Origin of the sequence: Wolbachia endosymbiont (group A) of Anoplius nigerrimus (genome assembly GCF_947251795.1) — a bacterium.
In the GTDB taxonomy this organism is placed as follows: Bacteria; Pseudomonadota; Alphaproteobacteria; order Rickettsiales; family Anaplasmataceae; genus Wolbachia.
Window position 1 is genome coordinate 261,819 of record NZ_OX366385.1, and the last position, 22,244, is coordinate 284,062.

Consider the following 22,244-nt stretch of genomic DNA (forward strand, 5'->3'; position numbering starts at 1 on the left):
AACTGTTGAAGAAAAAATATGCCACAGAAAATGAAAGTCAGTAACCAAAATGAATATAACAAATTTCTCCAGGAAAGAGGAAATATTTTTCATTATATCAATGAAGCCATAGAAAATTGGTATGAAAATAGTCCAAAAATGCAAGGCGGCAACTATATTTACAGTGATAAAGTTGTGATTTTGGTGCATATAATTGTCAATCTTTTTAGAATTGGTTTAAGACAAACGGTGGGGTTTATAAAAGGATATCTGCAACAAATAGGAAGAGATTTGCAGCTATTCACAAGCATCAAAAGAAACTTAATATTAAGATCAATGATTGCAGAAAATAATATGGAAGACATCGAAATTGCTATAGATAGTACAGGTATCAGCATTTACAACAATACCCCTGAAGGAAAATAGCGCTGACAGAGTGGCTATGAACAGACAAGAAAATTGCATGTAATGTTGAATATAAACTGCAAAAAAGCCATAGCTGTAAAATACAGTAACGGTCTGATCACTATGGAGCTTGCGATTTGCTTAAAGAAGTTCATGTCATAAAAGCACTATATGCAGATAGGGCATATGATAGGCACAAGTTTTATAAATTGTGTAACGAATATGATATAAAGGCAAAAATTCCACCAATAAACAATGCGGCAGAACATCCAGAAATAGATTATATGTCTGACAGAAATGCTGCTATTAGGTTAATAAAATTATACGGTGAAGATGGCGTGAAAGAATGGAAAAAAGAAGTAAATTATGGGAAAAGATCTTATATTGAAGGGTTTTTCTCAAGATTAAAGCAAATATTTGGATTCAGCTTTAGGAATAAATCCGAAGTAAATCGCGAAAAAGAATTGCTGATTAAGTGCTATTTGCTTAATCAATTTACTGAAATTGGTATGGCTAAATTTGAAATGGCTACATGATATTTATCGTAAATTACTACCAGTATAAGGTGCGATGCAACAAAGCCATCCCAGTGTCAGCTACTCGGATGACACCCTACTTAACCGTCATACCGCCGCGGTATCTCTTAACATAGATCCCTTACTTAACCGTCATACCTTAACATAGATCCCGCTAACACGTAGCGGGATGACGATTGTCGTTTAGCCATAAATATTAAGGAATTTACCAAATAAAAAAAAAGGCAAAAGAAACCCTAGTCATTGTCTATTTTCAGTATTGGCGTTTTTTAAGTCTTAAACGCTGCAATTTAGCTGCTTTTAAATGCAACTAACCTTAGCTATAAATGTTTAAGAAATTTACTAGGCAGAAAAAAAGGCAAAGAAAACCCGTGGTAGCTAGTTATTACACTCTCTATTTTAAAATTTGACGTTGGGTGATGTCTTGAACGCTTTATAAGCGCGTTTCAGCTTGTATAGGTAAAAACCTAGAAATTTGATAAAGACATACGGTGCACATAGTGCAAAGAATTAAACAATAGTACGCCAAATACAAGTTTTCTTGTCATTTTAATCTGCTGCAGAGATTGCGAAGTTAAATAAAATAGCTTCAGTTTCATGATAAGGGGGCTGGCGAGGTTTGTCAAGCAAGTTTTTTCGTTTCTGCGGGCTACCTGCTAACCGACAGCTAACATTAACTACCAATATCGTATCTGAAGAAGCCCCCTGGCCATTCTAAAAAATTTAATGCTGAGTACACCTTACTTTTGGCTTCCTCTATAGTGCTCCCTTCTGCTACTATATTTAGCACTCTTCCGCCATCTGAAACTAAGTTACCACTCTCATCTAATTTAGTACCAGCGTGAAATACCAATATACCAGGAATGCTTTCAATTTTATCTAATCCCTTAATTATTTCTCCCTTTTGATAATCACCCGGATAGCCTTTACTTGCAACAACTACACAAACTGTAGATTTGTTGTTAAGTTCCACCATTTTGACATTTAACTTTCCTTCTGCAGCTGACAACATCAATTTTAACAAATCGCAATTTGAATCAAATCTAGGCAATATGGATTGCGTTTCTGGATCACCGAATCTAACGTTATACTCGAGAAGTTTTGGGCCATCTCTGCAAATCATTAAACCAGCAAAGAGTACTCCTTTATAAGGTGTACCCATGTTAACCAATGCTTGAATTGTAGGATATATTATTTTTTGGATAATTTTTTGCTCCATGTCCTTACTTACAATTGAAGGTGATGAGTACGATCCCATACCTCCAGTATTTTGGCCTTCATTACTTTCATCAACTCTCTTATAATCTTTTGCACACCCAAGAGTTACTACTTTCAACCCATCAACAAGAGCAAAAAAACTTACTTCTTCTCCAATTAAAAACTCTTCTATGATTATTTCTTCACCTGATTCACCAAATTTTTTCTCCACTAGCATTGAATCTATTGCTGAAAAAGCTTCGCTTTCTGTATTACATATAACCACCCCTTTTCCTGCTGCAATTCCATTTGCTTTCACTACAAGTGGAAACTTTATTTTATTGCTACGTACAAAATCTTTAGCTAACCCTTCATCAACAAAACACTCGTACTTGGCAGTTGATATACCATATCGTTTACATAGCCCCTTGGTGAAAGACTTCGATCCCTCAAGTTTTGCAGTTGCTTGACTTGGAGCAAAAACATTTATTCCCTCTGCAACTAAATCATCAGCAAGCCCATCAATTATTGGTTGTTCTGGACCAATAACAACCAACTCTATATTTTCTCTCTTGCAAAATTGTGTAACATCCACTGAATTTTGAATATTTACATCTACAAGAACTCCCAAATTTTCCATGGCCGGGCGACCAGGAGTGACATATAACTCAGTCAAGATAGGAGATTTTTTTAGAGCCCAAAGTAGAGCATGCTCACGTCCACCAGAACCTATAACCAGAACCTTCATCTTTATTTCCTCGCTTTTCTATATGTCAAAATTATTATTTACTTATAACAGTACCATTACTCATGTATTTTTGCAACACGTTTGGTATTGCAATCGACCCGTCAGAATTTTGATAATTCTCCATTATGGCAATAATCGTTCTTCCTATAGCTAAAGCTGAGCCGTTTAAAGTGTGAACATATTTTTTTATCTTTTTATCAGTTTCTGAAGAGTATTTAGCGTTCATCCTTCTTGCTTGAAATGCACCACAATTTGAGCAGCTTGATATTTCTCTATATTTATTTTGCTCAGGTAACCATACCTCTATGTCATAAGTCCTTTGTGCAGCAAAACCCATATCACCACTACACAGTAGCATTACTCTATACGGTAATTCTAGTTTTTTTAATATCTCTTCAACAACACTCGTCATGCGCTCAAGTTCATCATTTGATTGGTCTTCAGTTGTAATACTCACCAATTCCACTTTACCAAATTGGTGTTGCCTTATCATGCCTCTCGTGTCTCGCCCTGCGCTGCCTGCTTCTTTACGAAAACACTCTGAATATGCAGTAAAACGAATGGACAGTTCTTTTTCCTCTACTATTTTATCAGCAACCAAATTTGTTAAAAACACTTCACTTGTGGGAATCAACCTCAATTCGTCGGTAGTTAAATACGAATCGTCAGAAAATTTCGGTAGCTGACCAACATTATACATAGCTTCGTTTTTCACCAAAGCCGGGTGGTACACCTCAGTATAGCCAAATTCATTAACATGCATTTCAAGCATAAAATTTATTAGCGCCCGTCCAAGCTTAGCCAACTGCCCTTTTAATATTGCAAATCTTGATCCGGAAATTCTCGCCGCTTGTTCGAAGTCCATTAAACCTAACTTTTCTCCGAGTTCATAATGAGATTTTGCTGTAAAATCAAACTGTCTTTTTTCTCCATATTTTCTCACCTCTAAATTAGAGTTCTCATCTGCGCCTATTGGCACATCTTGCGCAGGAATATTTGGCAAGTTAGATAAAACATTCACTAACTTATCCTTTTCTGCTTGTTCTTTTAAGCTGATTGCCTCTATCTCACTCGTGATGTCTTTTGACAACTCTATTTGCTCTTCACAGGGGCTTTTGCTCATTTTAAGCTTTTTTATTTCCTCTGTGATTTCATTGCGCTGCCTATTTAAATCTTGCAATTTAGTGGTTAATGACCTTTTCTCGTGATCGATTTCTAATATCTCTTCCGCAGTAGATTCTCTAATTCCCCTGCTTTTCATTGCCTTTTCAAATCCTTCAGGGTTTTTGCGTATATATTCTATATCGTGCATATATTGTGCTATTACTAACATTGTTACTGTACTCCAAAAGCTCTTAATATTCAATATTTTCTCATACTACTAAAATTATTATGGTTGATTTTTTTGTTAGAATTTGTTAAAATTAATTAACTTAGCATTCATAGGATATAGTATGTTGGGCATCACAAAAAAATATAATCAATTTAAAGAGAGCACTTACTTTGCTGGTGGGAAATTCGTTATCTACGCTACTTGTGTATGCCTAGCAGCCACATTTGCTGTTGGCTGTTTGGGGTTGATAATAGGATTCCCTCTATTGACCTTTCCACTTGCTATGCTAATTTCTCATCCTGTGATTTGGATTATAATGGGAGTAGTTCTTACAGCAGCATACAAAATGGTTGTTGAACCTTTATTTCACTTAGCAAAGAACTATATTAACGGAAAAAGAGCTTCAAAGGGGGAAAAGAGTGAAGAAAAATCTCCTGAGCGAGAACAACCTGAAGAAAATCAAGGAAGGCCAAAAACTCCGGATAGGGATAGTGGTGTTGTACCAGATGGCACAGAAAGCCCAGAAAATAGAAGTCGTAGAAACTCTAATGCTTCTTTGGATATGAATTCAAAAATTGTTACATATAATACTGCGGGAGCTGGAAATAATTGCTTTTTCCATTCTGTATTTGGTCAAAATAATTCTGGCACATATAGGGCTGAAAAAGCACAAGAAATGAGATTAGAGTGGCACAAATTTTTAAGTCGATTTGAATCTTTGGATGATCTGAGTATGCCAGCCCCTTTAAGAGAGCAGCTAGAGAAGGTTTTTAATATGTTCTTAAATAAGCCAGGAGATTTAACTGGCAAGTCCGATAAAATAAAAGGATTAGCTGAACAAATGAATAAGAAAATCGAGGAAGCTGATAGTAAGAGTGAAGAGTTAAAAAACAAAATTGTGAGAAAGTTTTATTGTCATGATATATTTAGAAATACAGTATATATAATAATAAAAGAAGCTATTAATCAGCGTAATAATAGATGCCCAGATAATCAAAAACCTATACCTAGTATTCAAGATTTGCTTAATAATAAAGAAAACTTGTACAATGAGATTCAGGAAGACATGGAGTCTTGTGCATTGGTGTTGATTCTCAATCTTAGCAACGAGGAGTATGCTAATACATATGACCCTAAAGTTATAAAAGATTCATTTATTAATGACAAAAGCGTTTATAAGGCTTACCGAGAAGCAATACGTGGATCCTATTGTGTTTTTATCGAAGAAATTCCTATTTTAGCTTCTTTAGCTAACATTGAAATTGATGTTCATTATAAAAACAATAATAACGATGTGCACACAGCATTTAAGCCAAATCCAGCAATGATAAATAATGATGAGCTAAATCAAGTATTTGATCGTGAAAGTTATAGACTAAACGACGAATTATGGGGCAATAAGGAACAAGAAACAATATACTTAAATCCTGGTCATTACGAGAGAGCTAAGGTAGTAGAGGCAGAGCCTTCTCTTATGGAAAAAGCAAATTCGGCTCTACAAGGTGCTGCAGCAGCATGTGTGAATGCACTCGGTTTTAATAATCCGTAAATTCTATGCCCCTGCAAATAGGAAGTTTGACGATTGATTCTTCAGTTATTTTGGCTCCAATGTCTGGAGTGACTGATTATCCGTTTAGAAGTATTGTAAAGAAGCTAGGTGCAAGTTTGTTGGTTTCAGAGATGATTGCAAGCAGAGCCATGATCATGCAAACTCGCCAGAGTCTACAAAAAGCAAAAGTTGATGAGCTAACTGCTGTTCAGCTTGCTGGATGCGAGCCGGATGTAATGGCAGAGGCTGCAAAACTAAATGAGGATATGGGTGCAAAAATTATAGACATAAACTTTGGTTGCCCTGTTAAAAAAGTTGTAAACGGTTATGCAGGATCAGCACTAATGCGTGATGAGAAAAAAGCCGCTGAGATAATTGAGGCCGTAGTCAAAGCAGTGAATGTGCCAGTTACGGTGAAAATGCGCACTGGATGGAACGATGAAAATCGCAATGCACCGAGACTTGCGAAAATTGCCGAGGATTTAGGAGCAAAAATGATTACTGTGCATGGAAGGACAAGAGCACAGCTCTATAACGGTCAAGCAGATTGGAAATTCGTTAGAAATGTTAAAGAGCAAGTGAAAATTCCAGTTATAGTAAATGGCGATATTAAAAATTTAAATGATATTCAGAATGCTCTCAAAGAATCTGGAGCAGACGGAGTGATGATAGGTCGTGGTGCCTACGGTAAACCTTGGCTGATTAATCAAGCAATGAACTTTCTCAGTGGAAGTGAAACTTCTGAGCCAACAGCTTCAGAGAGATTAAGCATCATACTCGAGCATTACGACAATATTCTTGAGTACTATGGAAATGACACAGGAATAAAGATGGCCCGCAAACACATAAGTTGGTACAGTAGCGGGCTTCAAAGCTCATCTGAATTTCGTGTGAGAGTAAATAACATGACAGATAGCACAGAAGTGAAAGAAAATATTGTTGGCTTTTTTGGTCAAGAGACACACTAGCTGTACTCAATTCGACTGATCATATGCCACTACGCTCTCTTCCTCACCAGAGTGTAAATGACAACCATTATCCATCAACCATTTCTCGTCATAAGTTTCAATATCAAAATATTTTTCATATTTATCTACATTATCACAAAGTGAAAGTGCTCTGATCTTATTCATAATCAAACCTGTACCAGCAGGAATTAATCTTCCTACTATAACATTTTCTTTTAATCCACTTAAAGGATCACTCTTCCCGCAGAATGCTGCTTCTGTAAGTACTTTTGTTGTCTCTTGGAAAGAGGCAGCAGAAATAAAGGAGCTAGTTTCAAGACTTGCCCTAGTAATCCCCTGCAGAATAGGAAGATAATGAGCAGGCCGTTTGCCAGAGTTACTCATAGCATCATTTTCCCTATCAACTTCCAGCTTGTCAATGCTTTCGCCAACCAAGTACATAGTATCACCAGGATCAGTAATTTCCACTTTTTGTAGCATTTGTTTTAAGATCACCTCTAAATGCTTGTTGTCTATACGAACACCCTGCAATCTATAAACTTGCTGTATTTCAGAAATCATATAGTGTGCTAAAGCTTCTAATCCAAGCACACGTAAAATATCATGGAGATCAGGGTCACCATCCATCAATAAATCACCTTTACGTACAAAATCACCTTCATTGACTATTACATGCTTACTTCTTGATACCAAATATTCAACTGGAGAAATTTGTTCATCTACAGGTTTAATTAATATACTGCGTTTTCCTCTACGGTCTTTTTCAGAAAACGCTACATAGCCATCTATCTCACTAACAATAGCATGCTCTTTAGGACGACGTGCTTCAAATAACTCTATAACCCTCGGTAAACCACCAGTAATATCACGAGTTTTAACTGACTCTCTTGGTGTTCTTGTAATAACATCACCTGCATGAACCTTCTGGCCATTTTGTACATTGAGCACTGCACCAATTGGTATAAAATAACATGCTTCAACGCCACTTGCGAGTGTCATTACTTCACCATTATCGTCAAGCAGCACAATACGAGGACGTAAACTAGCTCCACCAGAATGCAATTTCCAGTCTTTTACTACTTTGCTTGATATTCCTGTAGATTCATCCATCACTTCAGTGATCGAAATTCCATCTTTTAAGTCCTGATAAGACACTGTACCAGTCTTCTCCGTGATAATAGGCAATGTATAAGGGTCCCATTCCGCAACTTTATCGCCAATTTTTACTGACCCACCCTCATCCACATAAAGCTTAGCACCGTAAGGTACACTATGCTTCAACTTCTCACTACCAAGGCTATCAACCAACACGACTTCACAGGAACGGCTTATCACAATTTTATTTCCGTTTCTATCTATAATTATATTACTATTGTTTAACTTTATTTTAGCACTAATAGAAGCCATAATATTCGAGGATTCAACGCCTCTAGTCATTACTCCACCTATATGGAAAGTACGCATCGTTAACTGAGTACCTGGCTCTCCAACAGATTGAGCAGCTATAACACCAACTGCTTCACCTATTGAAACAATTTTACCAGTTGCAAGGTCTCTTCCATAACACAAAGAACATACACCAGGACTTATTTCACAAGTTAAAGGCGATCTAATTTTTACAGCATCAAGACCTGCAATGCTGATTTGCTTTACTTTATCCTCATCAATTAATTCCCCTGCTTTTACTAATAATTCTTTTGTCACTGGGTTATATATACCATTTGCAGCTGTTCTACCCAGCACAACACTCTCTAGAGATGCAACTATAGTACTTCCTTCAACTGTAGCTCTCACAACAAGACCATTTTTTGTTTTACAGTCATGCTTTGTAACTATGCAATTTTGAGATACATCAACTAAACGACGAGTTAAGTATCCAGAGTTTGCAGTTTTAAGTGCAGTGTCAGCTAAACCTTTACGCGCACCGTGAGTAGAATTAAAGTATTCAAATACGTTCAATCCTTCACGGAAATTAGAAATTATAGGTGTTTCTATAATCTCACCAGAAGGTTTGGTCATGAGCCCTCGCATTCCTGCTAGCTGTTTCATCTGCGAAGTAGAACCCCTTGCACCAGAGTTAACCATCATATACACTGAGTTGTACTTACTATTTCCATCATATATAGATATTGCTTTTAACATATCATTAGCTATCATATCCGTACACTTAGACCATTCATCTATAACCTTGTTATACCTCTCACTTCTAGTTATTAGCCCATCTTGATATTGCATAGAGAATTTCTTAATTTCACCCCTCGCGTGATCAACATGTGTAGCTTTAGTTTCAGGTATAACCATATCACAACGACCAAAAGAGACACCAGAAAATGTGGCATACTCAAAGCCAAGTACCATTAATTTATCAGAAAATGCCACTGTAGCACTTTGACCACAGTTACGATATACCAAATCAACTATACCAGTTATTTCCTTGACTGCTAATATCTGATTTATTAGATCGAAGCTTAGATTCTCATGCTTAGGAAAAATCTGCCATAATATTAAACGGCCAGGAGTTGTACAAACAGTTTTATAGTGAGTTTCACCGCTGCTATTAATATACTCCATCCTATACTTTATACTAGAATGAATATGTAAAGTACCATCACTCAAGGAATGCTCAACTTCACAAAAAGCACCAAAAGATGGTAAATTATCTTCCTTAGGTTCTTGTAAAGTCAGATAATATATACCAAGTACTATATCTTTACTAGGAACTATAATCGGTCTGCCATTAGAAGGACTTAAAACGTTATTAGTGGACATCATCAACACCCTAGCTTCAAGCTGAGCTTCCAATGAAATTGGCACATGCACTGCCATTTGATCACCATCAAAATCAGCATTAAACGCCGTACAGACAAGCGGATGAAGCTGTATTGCTTTGCCTTCAATAAGGATTGGCTCAAAAGCCTGAATACCAAGTCTATGTAGCGTAGGCGCTCTATTCAACAAAACAGGATGCTCTTTTATTACCTCTTCAAGCATATCCCAAACTTCTGGTTTTTCTGCTCTTATCAACTTACTAGCAAACTTAATAGTTGGAGCCATACCATACATCTTAAGCTTTGAGTAAACAAAAGGTTTGAATAGTTCAAGAGCCATTCTTTTTGGTAATCCACACTGATTTAGTTTCAAAGTTGGACCAACAACTATTACAGAACGTCCAGAGTAGTCTACCCTTTTTCCTAAGAGGTTCTGGCGAAAACGACCCTGTTTTCCTTTTAACATATCACTAATGGACTTTTTATATCCAACAGCACCAGCTTTATTTACCAAAGTATTACGACGACTATTATCAAAAAGAGAATCAACTGCTTCTTGTAACATCCTTTTTTCATTACGAATCATAATCTCAGGAGGATTTAAGCTCAACAATTTCCTCAACCTGTTATTTCTATTAATAATAGTCCTATAATGATGATTCAGATCAGAAACTGCAGGACGACCACTCTCAAGCGATACCAAAGGACGCAAATCAGGTGGTAAAATAGGTATAGTTGTAAGTATCATCCACTCAGGCCTATTTCCAGATTTAATGAAGTTTTCAACAATACGCAATCTCTTTATAATTTTCTTTCTTCTTATCTCAGAAGCAACAGATTCTAATTCTAGTCTTAAATCCTTCCTAATTTCATGTAAATCAAGGCGCGTTAGCAACTCTCTTATAGCTTCAACACCTTGCATAGCTACAAAACTATCGATCCCATAGCTATCTTTAGCTTCATTATAAGCTTTTTCACTAATAATCTCACCTTTTTCAAAAGGCGAAACAAGAGGATCTATTACGATATAATTATCGCTATATAAAATATTCTCAATATCTCTGAGAGACATATCCAATAATGCTCCAATTCTTGAAGGAAGCGATTTCAAAAACCATATATGAGCAACAGGAGATGCAAGCTCTATATGACCCATCCTTTCTCTTCTTACTTTAGAAGATGTAACTTCTACTCCGCATTTTTCGCATATGCGACCTCTGTGTCTTCTTTTTTTGTATTTTCCACATAAACATTCATCGTCATTGACAGGGCCAAAAACCTTAGGACAAAATAATCCACCTTTCTCAACTTTGAACGTACGATAATTTGCAGTTGAAACATCTTCTATCTCACCACAAGATATACGCTTAATACTTTCAGGGCTAGCAATCGATATGCTAACCTCATTAAAAGGTTGTGCAATGTTAGTGTGAGATATATCTTCAATCACTACATCATTTTGCTTTAAATCTACATTTAAACATAAAGAACGTAGTTCTTTTATCATCACATTAAAGGATTCAGGAATTCCACATTCAAAATTACTGTCACCTTTTATTATCGATTCGTAAATCTTAACTCTACCATTAATATCATCAGACTTCACAGTTAACATTTCCTGCAAAGTATAAGCAGCACCATAGGCTTGTAATGCCCAACATTCCATTTCACCAAAACGCTGACCACCAAAATGAGATTTTCCTCCTAGAGGTTGTTGAGTAACCAAACTATAAGGCCCTACTGAACGCGCATGAATTTTACCATCAACCAAGTGGTGCAACTTAAGCATGTACATGTAACCAACTGTAACCTTGCGGTCGAATTTTTCACCAGTGCAACCGTCATATAATACAGCTTGTCCAGAGTTATCTAAACCAGCAAGTTCAAATAATTTTGCTATTTGTTCATCTTTTGGACCCTCAAATACAGGTGCAGCAACAGGAACGCCATCACGTAATTTGCGTGCAAATTCAATGAGATTATTATCACTAATATTACGAATATCATCACAGATAGATACGTTACTGCCATAGCTATAAACTTCAATCAGGAAGTTACGTAAATTACTGTATGAACTTTTACAAGAGTTCAAATAGTTCTCTACTAACGCATTCGACTCGTCATTTAGTGCATTCTTATTAGGTGTATTTAAAACAGAAGCCGTTATTTCATCATCATCAATATTTTCAATTTTTTTATTGTTAAGGTATGCTACTGCAAATTGTGTAAAATTATCATCGTTAAGGGACCTAATTCCCTTGCAAAAAGCACTTTTGATTTTATTGATCTCATCGAGAATATTACTTACCTTTTCCCCTAATTTTCTACAAGCCCAACCTACATGCGTTTCCAGTATTTGTCCTACATTCATTCGTGAAGGAACACCAAGAGGGTTAAGAATAATATCAACAGGAGTACCATCTTCCAAATAAGGCATATCTTCCACTGGCACAACTCGAGAGATCACACCTTTATTCCCATGTCTACCAGCCATTTTATCCCCTGGTTGCAGACTATGTTTCACAGCAATGAAAACTTTTACTGACATCGACACACCTTGAGGCAGGTCATAACCTTCATGTAATTTTTCTACTTTTCGCTTAAACTGTGCTATTGCATGTGATACTTTTTCATCAAAATCTTTTTTTAAGCTCTTAACTTGCTCAGAAATGGATTGGTTTTTTAATCCTATACCCCACCATTGCTCACGTTCAATAGAGTCAAATTTTTCTCGATCTTGAGAACCAGAATTAATAAGAAGTTTCTTCAGTTCATCATAGAAATATTCACTAGTAACATTGATTATATAATCTCGCTCTTCCTCAAAGGCATTTACCTCTTTTTGTTTGATGAGTAATGCCCTTTCATTTTCTTCAACCCCCCTGCGTGTAAAGACTTGTACATCAATTACTGTCCCTTCAACATCTGGAGATGTATATAAAGAGGAATCCGCACAATCGAATGACTTTTCACCAAAAATTGTCATTAATAACTTTGTTTCAGGAGGCAATGAAAGAGAAGGTTTAGGTGTAACTTTACCTACCAGAATATAGCCTGGACCAACTCTTGTACCAATTTTCACTATACCACTATCATCCAAGTGATATAGATTTTCTTCATTAACACCAGGTATAGCACGAGTTATTTTTTCTGATCCTAAAGGGGTATCATGTACAACACAGTCAAATTCTTCTATATGAATAGAAGTAAAGAGATCTTTTTTAACAACTTCACTAGAGATAATAATAGAGTCTTCAAAATTATAACCTTGCCAAGACATAAAAGCGACTAGCAAATTTTTACCAAGCGCCAACTCACCACTGTTAATTGCAGGACCATCAGCTATTACATCACCCTTTTTAACATAATCACCTACGCACACTAGCGGTCTTTGATTAATACAAGTATTATGGTTAGAACGCTGAAATTTCCTTAGATGATAAATATCTACGTCCAAGTAGTTAACCCTTTCTTTATCAAAAGCACGTATAACTATAGAGTTACTATCAGAACTATCAACTATGCCATCGCGTTTTGCTAAAACTACAGCACCAGAGCCAGAAGCTACAAAAGACTCCATACCAGTAGCAACCAGAGGAGCGGTAGGCTTCAATAAAGGTACGGCCTGACGTTGCATATTTGAACCCATTAATGCTCTATTAGCATCATCATTTTCTAAAAATGGAATCAAGGAAGCCGCAACTGATATTACCTGCTTAGGAGATACGTCAATGTAACTCACCTGATCACTACTTACCATAATGAAACTACTAGCATATCTACAGTATAGCATATCATCAACAAAGCAATTATTTTCATCGAGCTTTGCGCTGGTATCAGCTATATAATATAAACCTTCATCTATGGCAGACAGATACTCAATTTGATCAGTGACAACCCTATTAACTACTTTTCTATAAGGACTTTCAATGAAACCATATTTATTAATACGCGCGTATATAGCTAAGCTGTTGATTAACCCTATATTTTGCCCTTCAGGAGTCTCAATAGGGCAAATTCTTCCATAATGAGTTGGATGAACATCACGCACTTCAAATCCTGCCCGTTCTCTTGTTAAACCGCCAGGACCTAACGCGGACAACCTTCTTTTATGTGTTATTTCAGATAACGGATTAGTCTGATCCATAAATTGAGATAATTGAGAAGAATTGAAGAAATCTCTTAAGACATTAGTTAACACTTTTGGATTAATAAAATCAGATGGAGAAACTTTATCTAAACTAGAAGTGGACATAGAATCAACTATTGCGCGTTCCAATTTCAACAACCCAGCTCTAAATTGATTTTCTATAAACTCTCCAACTGATCTTACTCTTCTGTTTCCTAAATGATCAATATCATCTACAGATCCTTGACCATCACGTAACAATACTATTTTTTTCACAATTTCAATAATATCTTCATACGTTAAAACAGTTAAATCCTCACCATAATTTAATCCAAGGTAAGAGTTAAGCTTCAACCTACCAATGTTAGACAAATCATAATATTCCGGACTGAAGAAAAGATTACGGAAAAACTCCTCTACTATCTCTAAAACAGGAACTTCACCAGGACGCAAAACTCTATATATTTCATATAGCGCATCCTGATAAGACATGTTTTCGTCTAAGAAAAGCGTATTTAATATATAAGGTCCAACAGATACATTATCTATGTTCAATACTGATATTTCATCCACAGACAATAACTCAAGCTTCTTTATGTCTTCCAGCTTTATAGATTCACCAGCAGATAAAATTTTCGTAGAGCTAGCACTATCCATTAAATCTTCTGCGAGGAATAAACCACATATAGAATTAAAAGGAACCAGATACTCTTTCAATTCATTATCATATAGCTTTTTAGCTAGTCTTGAGGTAATACGAACGTTAGCTTTAAGCAGCACATTACCTTCAATATCCATTAAGTCGAAAGGCAGCCTCACTCCTTTAAATTTATCAGGAACAAAAGGCACTTTCCAACCATCTTTATGTTTTACATACTTTATTTTCTCATAAAATCTATCGAGTATATCATTATTTGATAGACCTAACGCCTTTAACAAAACTGAGATTGGCAATTTTCTTTTTCTATCAACACGAAAATACAAATGGTCTTTAACATCAAATTCAATATCAAGCCAAGAACCCCTATAAGGAATAATTCTAGCAGAATAGATCAATTTACCAGAATTGTAAGTTTTTCCCTTATCGCTATCAAAAAATACACCAGGAGACCTATGCATTTGTGAGACGATAACTTTTTCCACACCATTAATGATGAAAGTGCCCTTATCAGTCATCATAGGCAACCCACAAAAGTGGACTTCCTGCTCTTCTATAGATTTTACAACAGTTGCAAGTTTAGAATGATCTCCACTCTCTTTAATCGATTTATATTCATCAAGAGAAATACCATCCTGCATAACAACAAGACGTATAGAAGCAATAACCTGAGCAGAAAAAGTTACACCACGCTTTATACACTCAGATTCATCATACTTAGGATCATCTACCCTACAACTTATAAACTCAATAGTAGCCCTACGCAAAGGATCATTTATTGGAAAGATTGTATGAAAGATAACTTCAAGTCTTTCATTACCCTTATTCTTAGGAGCAAATGAATCATACGATTCTTTTTGAACCTTAACCAAATCCAATAAAGAATCTTTTAAATCAATCGACCTAGAATAAGAAACTCTAGGAACAAAAGCACCAGAAGCGTACATATAAGAAGAATCAACCATTAAAATACCCCAAACTAATTAAAAGAGCTATATCAATATAAAATTAATACATTAAATATTATTCAAGCTCCACTTTAGTTGCTCCTGCTTCAATAAGTTTTTGCTTGATTTTTTCTGCTTCGTCTTTAGGAACATTGGCAGTTAAATCTTTAGGTAAAGATTCAACCAACTCTTTTGCTTCTTTTAAACCCAATGTAGAATTAACTTCTCTCACAGCTTTAATAACTCCTATTTTTTTACTCGCATCAATTTCTTTAATCACAACTTTATACTCAGCTTTTTCTTGAGCAGCAGGAGCAGCAGCATTATCACTAATAGGCGCCCCGGCACCAACAGCCCCACCAAGAAAAGAACCAGCAGGTAACCCTATTTTCTCTTCTAGAACTTTTACAAGTTCAGAAGCCTCTAATAAGTTTAAAGATAATATTTTATCAACCAAATCACTTGTTACATTACTCATAATTACTACCTTACTTAACAACAAATTTATTTTTTAGAACTATAATAATCCAAAACTCTCATAAGCCTCATAGAAGATGAATTAATAGACAACGCCAATCGAGCAGGAATATCATAAGATATTAAACGCATAATTTTAACACGCAATTCATCCAGAGAAGGCAACTTAGCCAGTTTATTAACATCTTCCACTGTTAACAATTCATTTATATGAGCCGCGCAAATCACAGACATTTTTTCTTTGTTAGCATTAATAAAATCAACTATTAACTTTGCAGCTTCTACTATGCCACTAGAGTATATAATAGCAACAGAACCAGAAAATTTGCCTGATAAATAAGAAAATTTACCGGTCCTTTCCAAAGCCAAGCGCGCTAGAGTGTTTTTAACTACTAGTACCCCACCTGCTATAGACTTCAGGCTATTCCTCAGAGTTAATGAATCATTAGCATTTATAGATTTAAAATTTACTAATATCAAGAAATCATTATTTACAAATACGTTTGTTGTGCTCTGTATAAATTCATCCTTATTTTTACGCTTCACGGTATCACTCCCTTAAATTATATCTTCCACTTTGCTTATCTTATAAGCTTCGCCCATAGTTGAATTTAAAAAAACACCCTTAAAATAAATTCCTTTCGCAGAAATAGGTTTATTATCTTTAATTACTTTAAGAAAGGCTTTTAAATTTTCTAGCAAGTCATCAATATCAAATTTAATATTTCCTAATTTACCATGAATAACACCATTTTTATCTGTTCTAAATTTTATCTGACCAGACTTAATGGTTTTAATAGCTTCTGCAATGTTAGAAGTCACAGTACCAAATTTAGGGTTAGGCATCAGCCCTTTAGCACCCAATACTTTTGCAATAGGAGTGATTTTTGCCATAAAATCAGGAGTAGTAATGCACCAATCAACATCTAATTTTCTACCTTTTTTTATTTCTTCAACTAAATCCTCTCCTCCTGCAATATCAGCACCAGCTTTTTCAGCTTCTAATAAATGTTTATCTTGAGCGAAAACAGCTACTTTAATATTCTTCCCGATACCTTTAGGCAAAACTACTGTACCACGCACCTGCTCTTCAGATTTACGTGAATCTACGCCTAAATTGACTGCAATATCAACTGATTCATTAAATTTTGCTGAAGCAGACTCAATAATCTTCTTCAAACACTGCTTAGGATTATCATTATATGTATTCATTTACCTAACCTTCCACAACTTCTATACCCATAGATTTTGCAGTGCCTACAACCATTTTCACTGCTGAATCTTCATTATCCACTTTCATATCAACCATCTTGCACTTCGCCACTCTAATTATAGCAGACATAGGTAATTTAGCCACTAATTCTTTACCAGGATTACCAGAACTTTTACTTAATTTAGCCTCCTGCTTAAGTAAATAAGCCACAGGCGGACCGCTGACAGTAAAATCATGAGAGCGATCATCCTTTATGGAAATTCGCACTGTTACTAAATCGCCTACTTTATAATTAGCGTTAGCAGCGCTAGTAACTTTATTAAAAGCTTCACAAAACTTAGGAACAGGTATACCACGTGGACCAAGTACTGAAGCAATTTTCGGTCCTGGAATTGCTTTCCCAGCTTCCATAAGTAAGTTAATCTTAGCAACTATAACACTCATAATTAATCCTCTATTTTCTCTACTTGAGCCAGATCAAGCTCTATTATTGTCGGCTTACCTAAAATTGATACTTCCACATTAATAATTTTTTTCTCATCGTTTACCATATTTACCTTACCAGTAAAATTTTGAAAAAGACCATCATTAATTTTCACTTTTTCACCTTTTTCATAACCATAACCTAACTTTTTTGTCTCTTGAGCATTATAAAGTGCATTACACATTGAGTGAATCTCATCTTCCAAAATCACCTTTGGAATATTACCATTTTTCAAAAACCCATAAACCTTAAGAGATTTCGGTATATTATTGATAAAATTCAATACTTCATCGCATAAATTCACGTATAAAAAGACATAACCAGGAAAGCATTTCCTTCGTGTAGCAATTTTCTTAGATTTCAACTCTACTTCACTTAGCTCTTCATATGGAATAAAAACTTCCTTAAAGTAACCATTAACACCCAATCTCATAGAATTTTCCAATATATGTTGGCGCACTTTCTCTTCACAATTGGAAGCAACTCTCAAGATATACCATTTATATCTATTAAATTCTTTGCACTTTAAACTTATCTCATCATCTGAAATCATCTCAAAATCACCAGATTCGCCACTGCAGAATCCAGGCGTTTGATTCAAAATATTTTTGCTTTCATCACATAGATGCATATATACATACACTTCACATAACTCTTTTATATCAGACTTTGAATTACATAACGTTTGATAAGGAATAAACACTTCCTTAAAATAAACAGCATTACTTACCAATTCGCGTATATTTTGCTCATATCCATAATCAACTCTAATGATATACCATTTATATTCACATTCCATAAATAATTCCAAATAAAGCCTTAATTACGTAAAGAGACATAAAATCCACAAAACAGAAGAAAATCGAAAAGCATAATATAACAGTCATCACAACAAATAGAGATGACAACACCTCCTGTTTCTTTACCCAAGCAATTCTTCGTATTTCTTGCTTTATATCATAGAAAAAAACACACAAACTTTTTAACATTTTCACCACAACATTAATGCAGGAGCGATAGGAATTGAACCTACAACCTCTGGTTTTGGAGACCAGCGCTCTACCAATTGAGCTACACTCCTATAACTCAAACTCTCACTCCAAAATTTCAGAAACAACACCAGAACCAACAGTTCTACCGCCTTCTCTTATCGCAAAACGTAATCCCTTATCCATTGCTATCGGTACTTGCAATTCTACTTCTACACTCACATTATCTCCTGGCATTACCATCTCCTTCCCATCTAGCAATTTTATGCTCCCAGTTACATCCGTTGTCCTTAAATAAAACTGTGGCTGGTAATTCGCAAAAAATGGTGTATGCCTTCCTCCTTCCTCTTTCTTTAATATATAAACCTCCGCCCTAAACTTTCTATGCGGCGTTATCGTCCCCGGTTTTGCTAATACTTGCCCTCTCTCCACTTCTTCTCTTTTTGTTCCTCTGAGCAATATTCCTACATTGAGTCCTGCACTCCCCTTATCCAGCAACTTCTTAAACATTTCTACACCTGTGCATATCGTCTTTTGCGTCGCTTTCAGACCTATTATCTCTATCTCTTCTCCCGTTTTTATCTCTCCCTTCTCTATCCTTCCTGTTACCACCGTTCCTCGCCCCGATATCGAAAATACATCCTCGATTGGCAATAAAAATGGTAAATCCACAGGCCTTGGTGGAACCGCCACATATTCATCTAACTTTTCCATCAATTTATCTATTGATTTCTTTCCATATTCGCTGCTGTCATCCTCCAGCGCCTTGAGTGCTGAACCAACCACCACAGGCACTTCATCCCCTGGAAATCCGTATTTACTTAGTAATTCCCTCACTTCCATTTCTACTAAATCTATCATATCAGCATCAGCAACATCAGCTTTATTTATATACACCACGATATATCCAACACCCACCTGCTTCGCCAGCAATATATGCTCTCTCGTTTGTGGCATTGGCCCATCAACCCCTGACACTACCAATATCGCCGCATCCATCTGTGCTGCACCTACTATCATGTTCTTTACATAGTCAGCGTGTCCAGGACAATCAACGTGTGCATAATGCCTTTTTTCCGTCTGATACTCAACATGCGCTGTTGCTATCGTTATCCCCCTCTTCCTTTCTTCTGGCGCTTTATCTATCTGATCGTACGCTACAAAATTTCCATAATGCTTTGTTATTGCCGCTGTTAACGTTGTCTTCCCATGATCCACATGTCCTATTGTTCCCACATTTACATGCGGCTTTCCAAATGCTTCCACTATTGCTGTCATAATTATTACCCTTAATTATACTTTAACTTTAACTCATCAACCACATATTGTGGTACTTGTTCATAATAAGAAAAATGCATACTATACTGAGCTCTTCCCTGCGATATAGAACGCAAAACATTTATATAACCAAACATATTCGCAAGAGGTACGAAAGCAAGAATTATAGTGCTACTATTATGTGTTTCCATACTTGAAACTTGCCCCCTTCTGCTATTTACATCGCCCATAACATCACCCATATATTCTTCAGGAGTAATGATTTCAACTTTCATTATAGGCTCCAGCATTTTTGGACCAGCTTTATTTGCCATCTCTTTAAAAGCACCTTTAGCAGCAAGTTCAAAAGCTAAAGGACTAGAATCAACCTCATGAAAAGCACCATCAAGAAGGGTAGCCTTAAAATCAATCAACGGAAATCCCGAAATTATACCACCTTCTTTTATCAACTCCAAGCCATTTTCTACCCCAGGAATATACTCTTTTGGAATAGCACCACCTACAATTTTACTTTCAAATTGAAACCCAGAACCAGGCTCAAGAGGTTCAAATTTTATCTTAACCTTAGCAAACTGACCAGCTCCACCAGATTGTTTTTTATGAGTGTAATCAATTTCAACAGATTTAGTGATAGTTTCACGATATGCAACCTGAGGAGCACCGACGTTAGCCTCAACGTTAAATTCGCGCTTCATTCTATCAACAATAATCTCAAGATGGAGCTCACCCATGCCTTTCAATATAGTCTGGCCACTTTCCGCATTTACTGACCTTCTCAAAGAAGGATCTTCTGCAACCAACCTATTTAGAGCAATACCTAATTTTTCCTGATCTGAAGTGGTTTTAGGTTCCACAGCAATTTCAATAACAGGCTCAGGAAATTCCATACGCTCCAATAATATAGGAAAATCAACAGAACATAAAGTATCTCCGGTGGTTGTTTTCTTTAGCCCAACTAAAGCAACTATATCTCCAGCCCTAGCCTCAGTTATATCTTCCCGGTTATTTGCATGCATAAGTAACATTCTGCCAATCCCTTCAGTTTCGTTTTTTAACGCATTTGAAACGGTAGATTTAGACTTTAATTTACCAGAATAAATACGGATAAACGTCAAGCTGCCTACAAATTTATCCGTCATCACTTTAAATGCAAGAGCAACAAATTTCTCTTTTTCTGAAGGTTTGACCTCAATTTTCTTTTCTGAATCTTTAGGATCAATTCCAACAATTACATCAACATCAATAGGAGAAGGTAAAAAATCAACCACACCATCTAAAAGTGGTTGTACGCCTTTATTTTTAAAAGCTGATCCACATAATACAGGAACAAATTTTCCTTTAATGGTCCCATTTCTCACGCATTTTTTCAGTAAATCCACTGGCAGATCATTAGACTCAAAGTAGGTATTCATCGCTTCATCATCCATCTCAGCTGCAGCATCTAATAAAAGATTTCGATATTCTTGAGCCTTATCAAGCAAATCAGAAGGAATATCTTCATAAGAAAATTTAGCGCCCAACGTTTCTTCTTGCCATATAATTGCTTTCATAGAAATAAGGTCAATTATACCTTTGAAATCTTTCTCACTCCCTATTGGTAAATGAACAACTAAAGGTGCTGCACCAAGCTTCGTCTTTATCATATCGACACACCGATAAAAATTTGCCCCTATCCTGTCCATTTTATTAACAAAGCAGATACGAGGAACACTATATTTATCAGCTTGACGCCAAACTGTCTCAGATTGGGGCTCAACTCCAGCAACTCCATCAAATACAGCAACTGCACCATCCAAAACCCTTAAAGATCTCTCAACTTCAATAGTGAAATCAACGTGACCAGGAGTGTCTATTATATTAACCCTATGATCATTCCAAAAACATGTTGTTGCAGCAGATGTGATTGTAATACCACGCTCTTTTTCCTGCTCCATCCAATCCATAGAAGCTGCACCATCATGCACTTCACCAATTCTATTTTGCTTACCAGTATAAAATAAAATACGCTCTGTTGTGGTAGTCTTACCAGCATCTATGTGAGCCATTATCCCTATATTTCTGTATTTAGATATTCCAACTTCCATATCACAATTAATTAGCTAACATTAAAAACGAAGATGAGAAAATGCCTTATTAGCCTCAGCCATTTTATATTTTTCTTCGCACATCTTAAACGCACCACCGCGTTTATTATAAGCATCCAGTATTTCAGATTGCAAACAATCAACAGTAGTTTTTCCACTCTTTTTCCGAGCAGCAGAAGTTGCTTTAGCAATCCACCTTAACGCTAAAGAAATCGCTCTATCTTGTCGAACTTCAACAGGCACTTGATAAGTTGCACCACCAATACGTCGAGAACGCACTTCTATAGAAGGAGTAACATTTCCTACTGCTGTTTCAAAAATTGATAACCCACCTTCACCTATTTTCTTTTCAGCTAAAGACAAAGTGTCATAGATAATCTTTTCTGCAGTAGATTTTTTACCACATTTCATGATTGTATTAATGAAACGCATCAGCAAAACACTGCCGTAACGCGAATCAGGACTTATTTCTCTTTTTTTTGCTTTATTCCGACGAGCCATA

At 36.0% G+C, this 22,244-nt stretch carries 14 protein-coding genes, 1 tRNA gene and 1 pseudogene; 3 read left to right on the plus strand and 13 right to left on the minus strand.

The window, feature by feature from the left end; all coding sequences use genetic code 11:
- The first annotated feature begins 30 nt into the window (after positions 1-30).
- A pseudogene (locus OPR26_RS07455) lies at positions 31-920 on the plus strand (IS5 family transposase).
- 673 nt (positions 921-1,593) lie between these two features.
- On the opposite strand, the gene purD reads toward OPR26_RS07455, so the two are convergent.
- Positions 1,594-2,865: a phosphoribosylamine--glycine ligase gene (gene purD, locus OPR26_RS01455; protein WP_265016030.1), complete on the minus strand. Its 1,272-nt coding sequence runs from the start codon at positions 2,863-2,865 to the stop codon at positions 1,594-1,596.
- Between the two features lie 34 nt (positions 2,866-2,899).
- Positions 2,900-4,177, minus strand: a complete 1,278-nt coding sequence (gene serS / locus OPR26_RS01460; protein ID WP_265016260.1) for a serine--tRNA ligase — start codon at positions 4,175-4,177, stop codon at positions 2,900-2,902.
- A 103-nt stretch (positions 4,178-4,280) separates the two neighbouring features.
- On the opposite strand from serS, the gene OPR26_RS01465 reads away from it, so the two are divergent.
- Together OPR26_RS01465 and dusB are read left to right on the plus strand one after the other, a co-directional pair.
- A complete protein-coding gene (locus OPR26_RS01465) occupies positions 4,281-5,747 on the plus strand; it encodes a hypothetical protein (RefSeq protein WP_406827529.1) in 1,467 nt (488 codons plus the stop codon).
- Between the two features lie 5 nt (positions 5,748-5,752).
- Complete coding sequence (gene dusB, locus OPR26_RS01470) at positions 5,753-6,715, plus strand: tRNA dihydrouridine synthase DusB (RefSeq protein ID WP_265016031.1); 963 nt, start codon at positions 5,753-5,755, stop codon at positions 6,713-6,715.
- A 6-nt stretch (positions 6,716-6,721) separates the two neighbouring features.
- Here the strand turns inward: dusB and OPR26_RS01475 are convergent, their stop codons facing one another.
- The 11 genes from OPR26_RS01475 to rpsG all read right to left on the minus strand — a co-directional run bounded on the left by OPR26_RS01475 (position 6,722) and on the right by rpsG (position 22,243).
- Positions 6,722-15,235, minus strand: coding sequence for a DNA-directed RNA polymerase subunit beta/beta' (locus tag OPR26_RS01475; RefSeq protein WP_265016032.1), 8,514 nt, complete (start codon positions 15,233-15,235; stop codon positions 6,722-6,724).
- Between the two features lie 58 nt (positions 15,236-15,293).
- Positions 15,294-15,695 carry a 50S ribosomal protein L7/L12 gene (gene rplL, locus OPR26_RS01480; protein ID WP_253307301.1) on the minus strand — a complete coding sequence of 134 codons (402 nt, stop codon included), beginning with the start codon at positions 15,693-15,695 and terminating at the stop codon, positions 15,294-15,296.
- Positions 15,696-15,721: 26 nt separating this feature from the next.
- Positions 15,722-16,240 (minus strand): 50S ribosomal protein L10, encoded by a 519-nt coding sequence (gene rplJ, locus OPR26_RS01485; protein WP_265016033.1) that lies wholly within the window; start codon positions 16,238-16,240, stop codon positions 15,722-15,724.
- A 12-nt stretch (positions 16,241-16,252) separates the two neighbouring features.
- A complete protein-coding gene (rplA, locus tag OPR26_RS01490) occupies positions 16,253-16,906 on the minus strand; it encodes a 50S ribosomal protein L1 (protein ID WP_182183217.1) in 654 nt (217 codons plus the stop codon).
- A gap of 4 nt (positions 16,907-16,910) precedes the next feature.
- The gene (locus OPR26_RS01495; RefSeq protein WP_253302492.1) at positions 16,911-17,351 is read right to left on the minus strand and encodes a 50S ribosomal protein L11; all 441 of its coding nucleotides are present in this window, start codon (positions 17,349-17,351) and stop codon (positions 16,911-16,913) included.
- Between the two features lie 2 nt (positions 17,352-17,353).
- On the minus strand, positions 17,354-18,190 hold the full coding sequence (nusG, locus tag OPR26_RS01500) for a transcription termination/antitermination protein NusG (RefSeq protein WP_253302493.1): 837 nt from the start codon (positions 18,188-18,190) through the stop codon (positions 17,354-17,356).
- Positions 18,180-18,380 carry a preprotein translocase subunit SecE gene (gene secE, locus OPR26_RS01505; RefSeq protein WP_253302494.1) on the minus strand — a complete coding sequence of 67 codons (201 nt, stop codon included), beginning with the start codon at positions 18,378-18,380 and terminating at the stop codon, positions 18,180-18,182. The genes nusG and secE overlap by 11 nt, the downstream gene beginning before the upstream one ends.
- Before the next feature lie 19 nt (positions 18,381-18,399).
- Positions 18,400-18,472 (minus strand) — tRNA-Trp (locus OPR26_RS01510).
- Between the two features lie 13 nt (positions 18,473-18,485).
- A complete protein-coding gene (gene tuf / locus OPR26_RS01515) occupies positions 18,486-19,658 on the minus strand; it encodes an elongation factor Tu (protein ID WP_265016035.1) in 1,173 nt (390 codons plus the stop codon).
- Positions 19,659-19,669: 11 nt separating this feature from the next.
- Positions 19,670-21,742, minus strand: a complete 2,073-nt coding sequence (gene fusA / locus OPR26_RS01520; RefSeq protein WP_265016036.1) for an elongation factor G — start codon at positions 21,740-21,742, stop codon at positions 19,670-19,672.
- A 21-nt stretch (positions 21,743-21,763) separates the two neighbouring features.
- Positions 21,764-22,243, minus strand: coding sequence for a 30S ribosomal protein S7 (rpsG, locus tag OPR26_RS01525; protein WP_265016037.1), 480 nt, complete (start codon positions 22,241-22,243; stop codon positions 21,764-21,766).
- Position 22,244 lies beyond the last annotated feature (1 nt).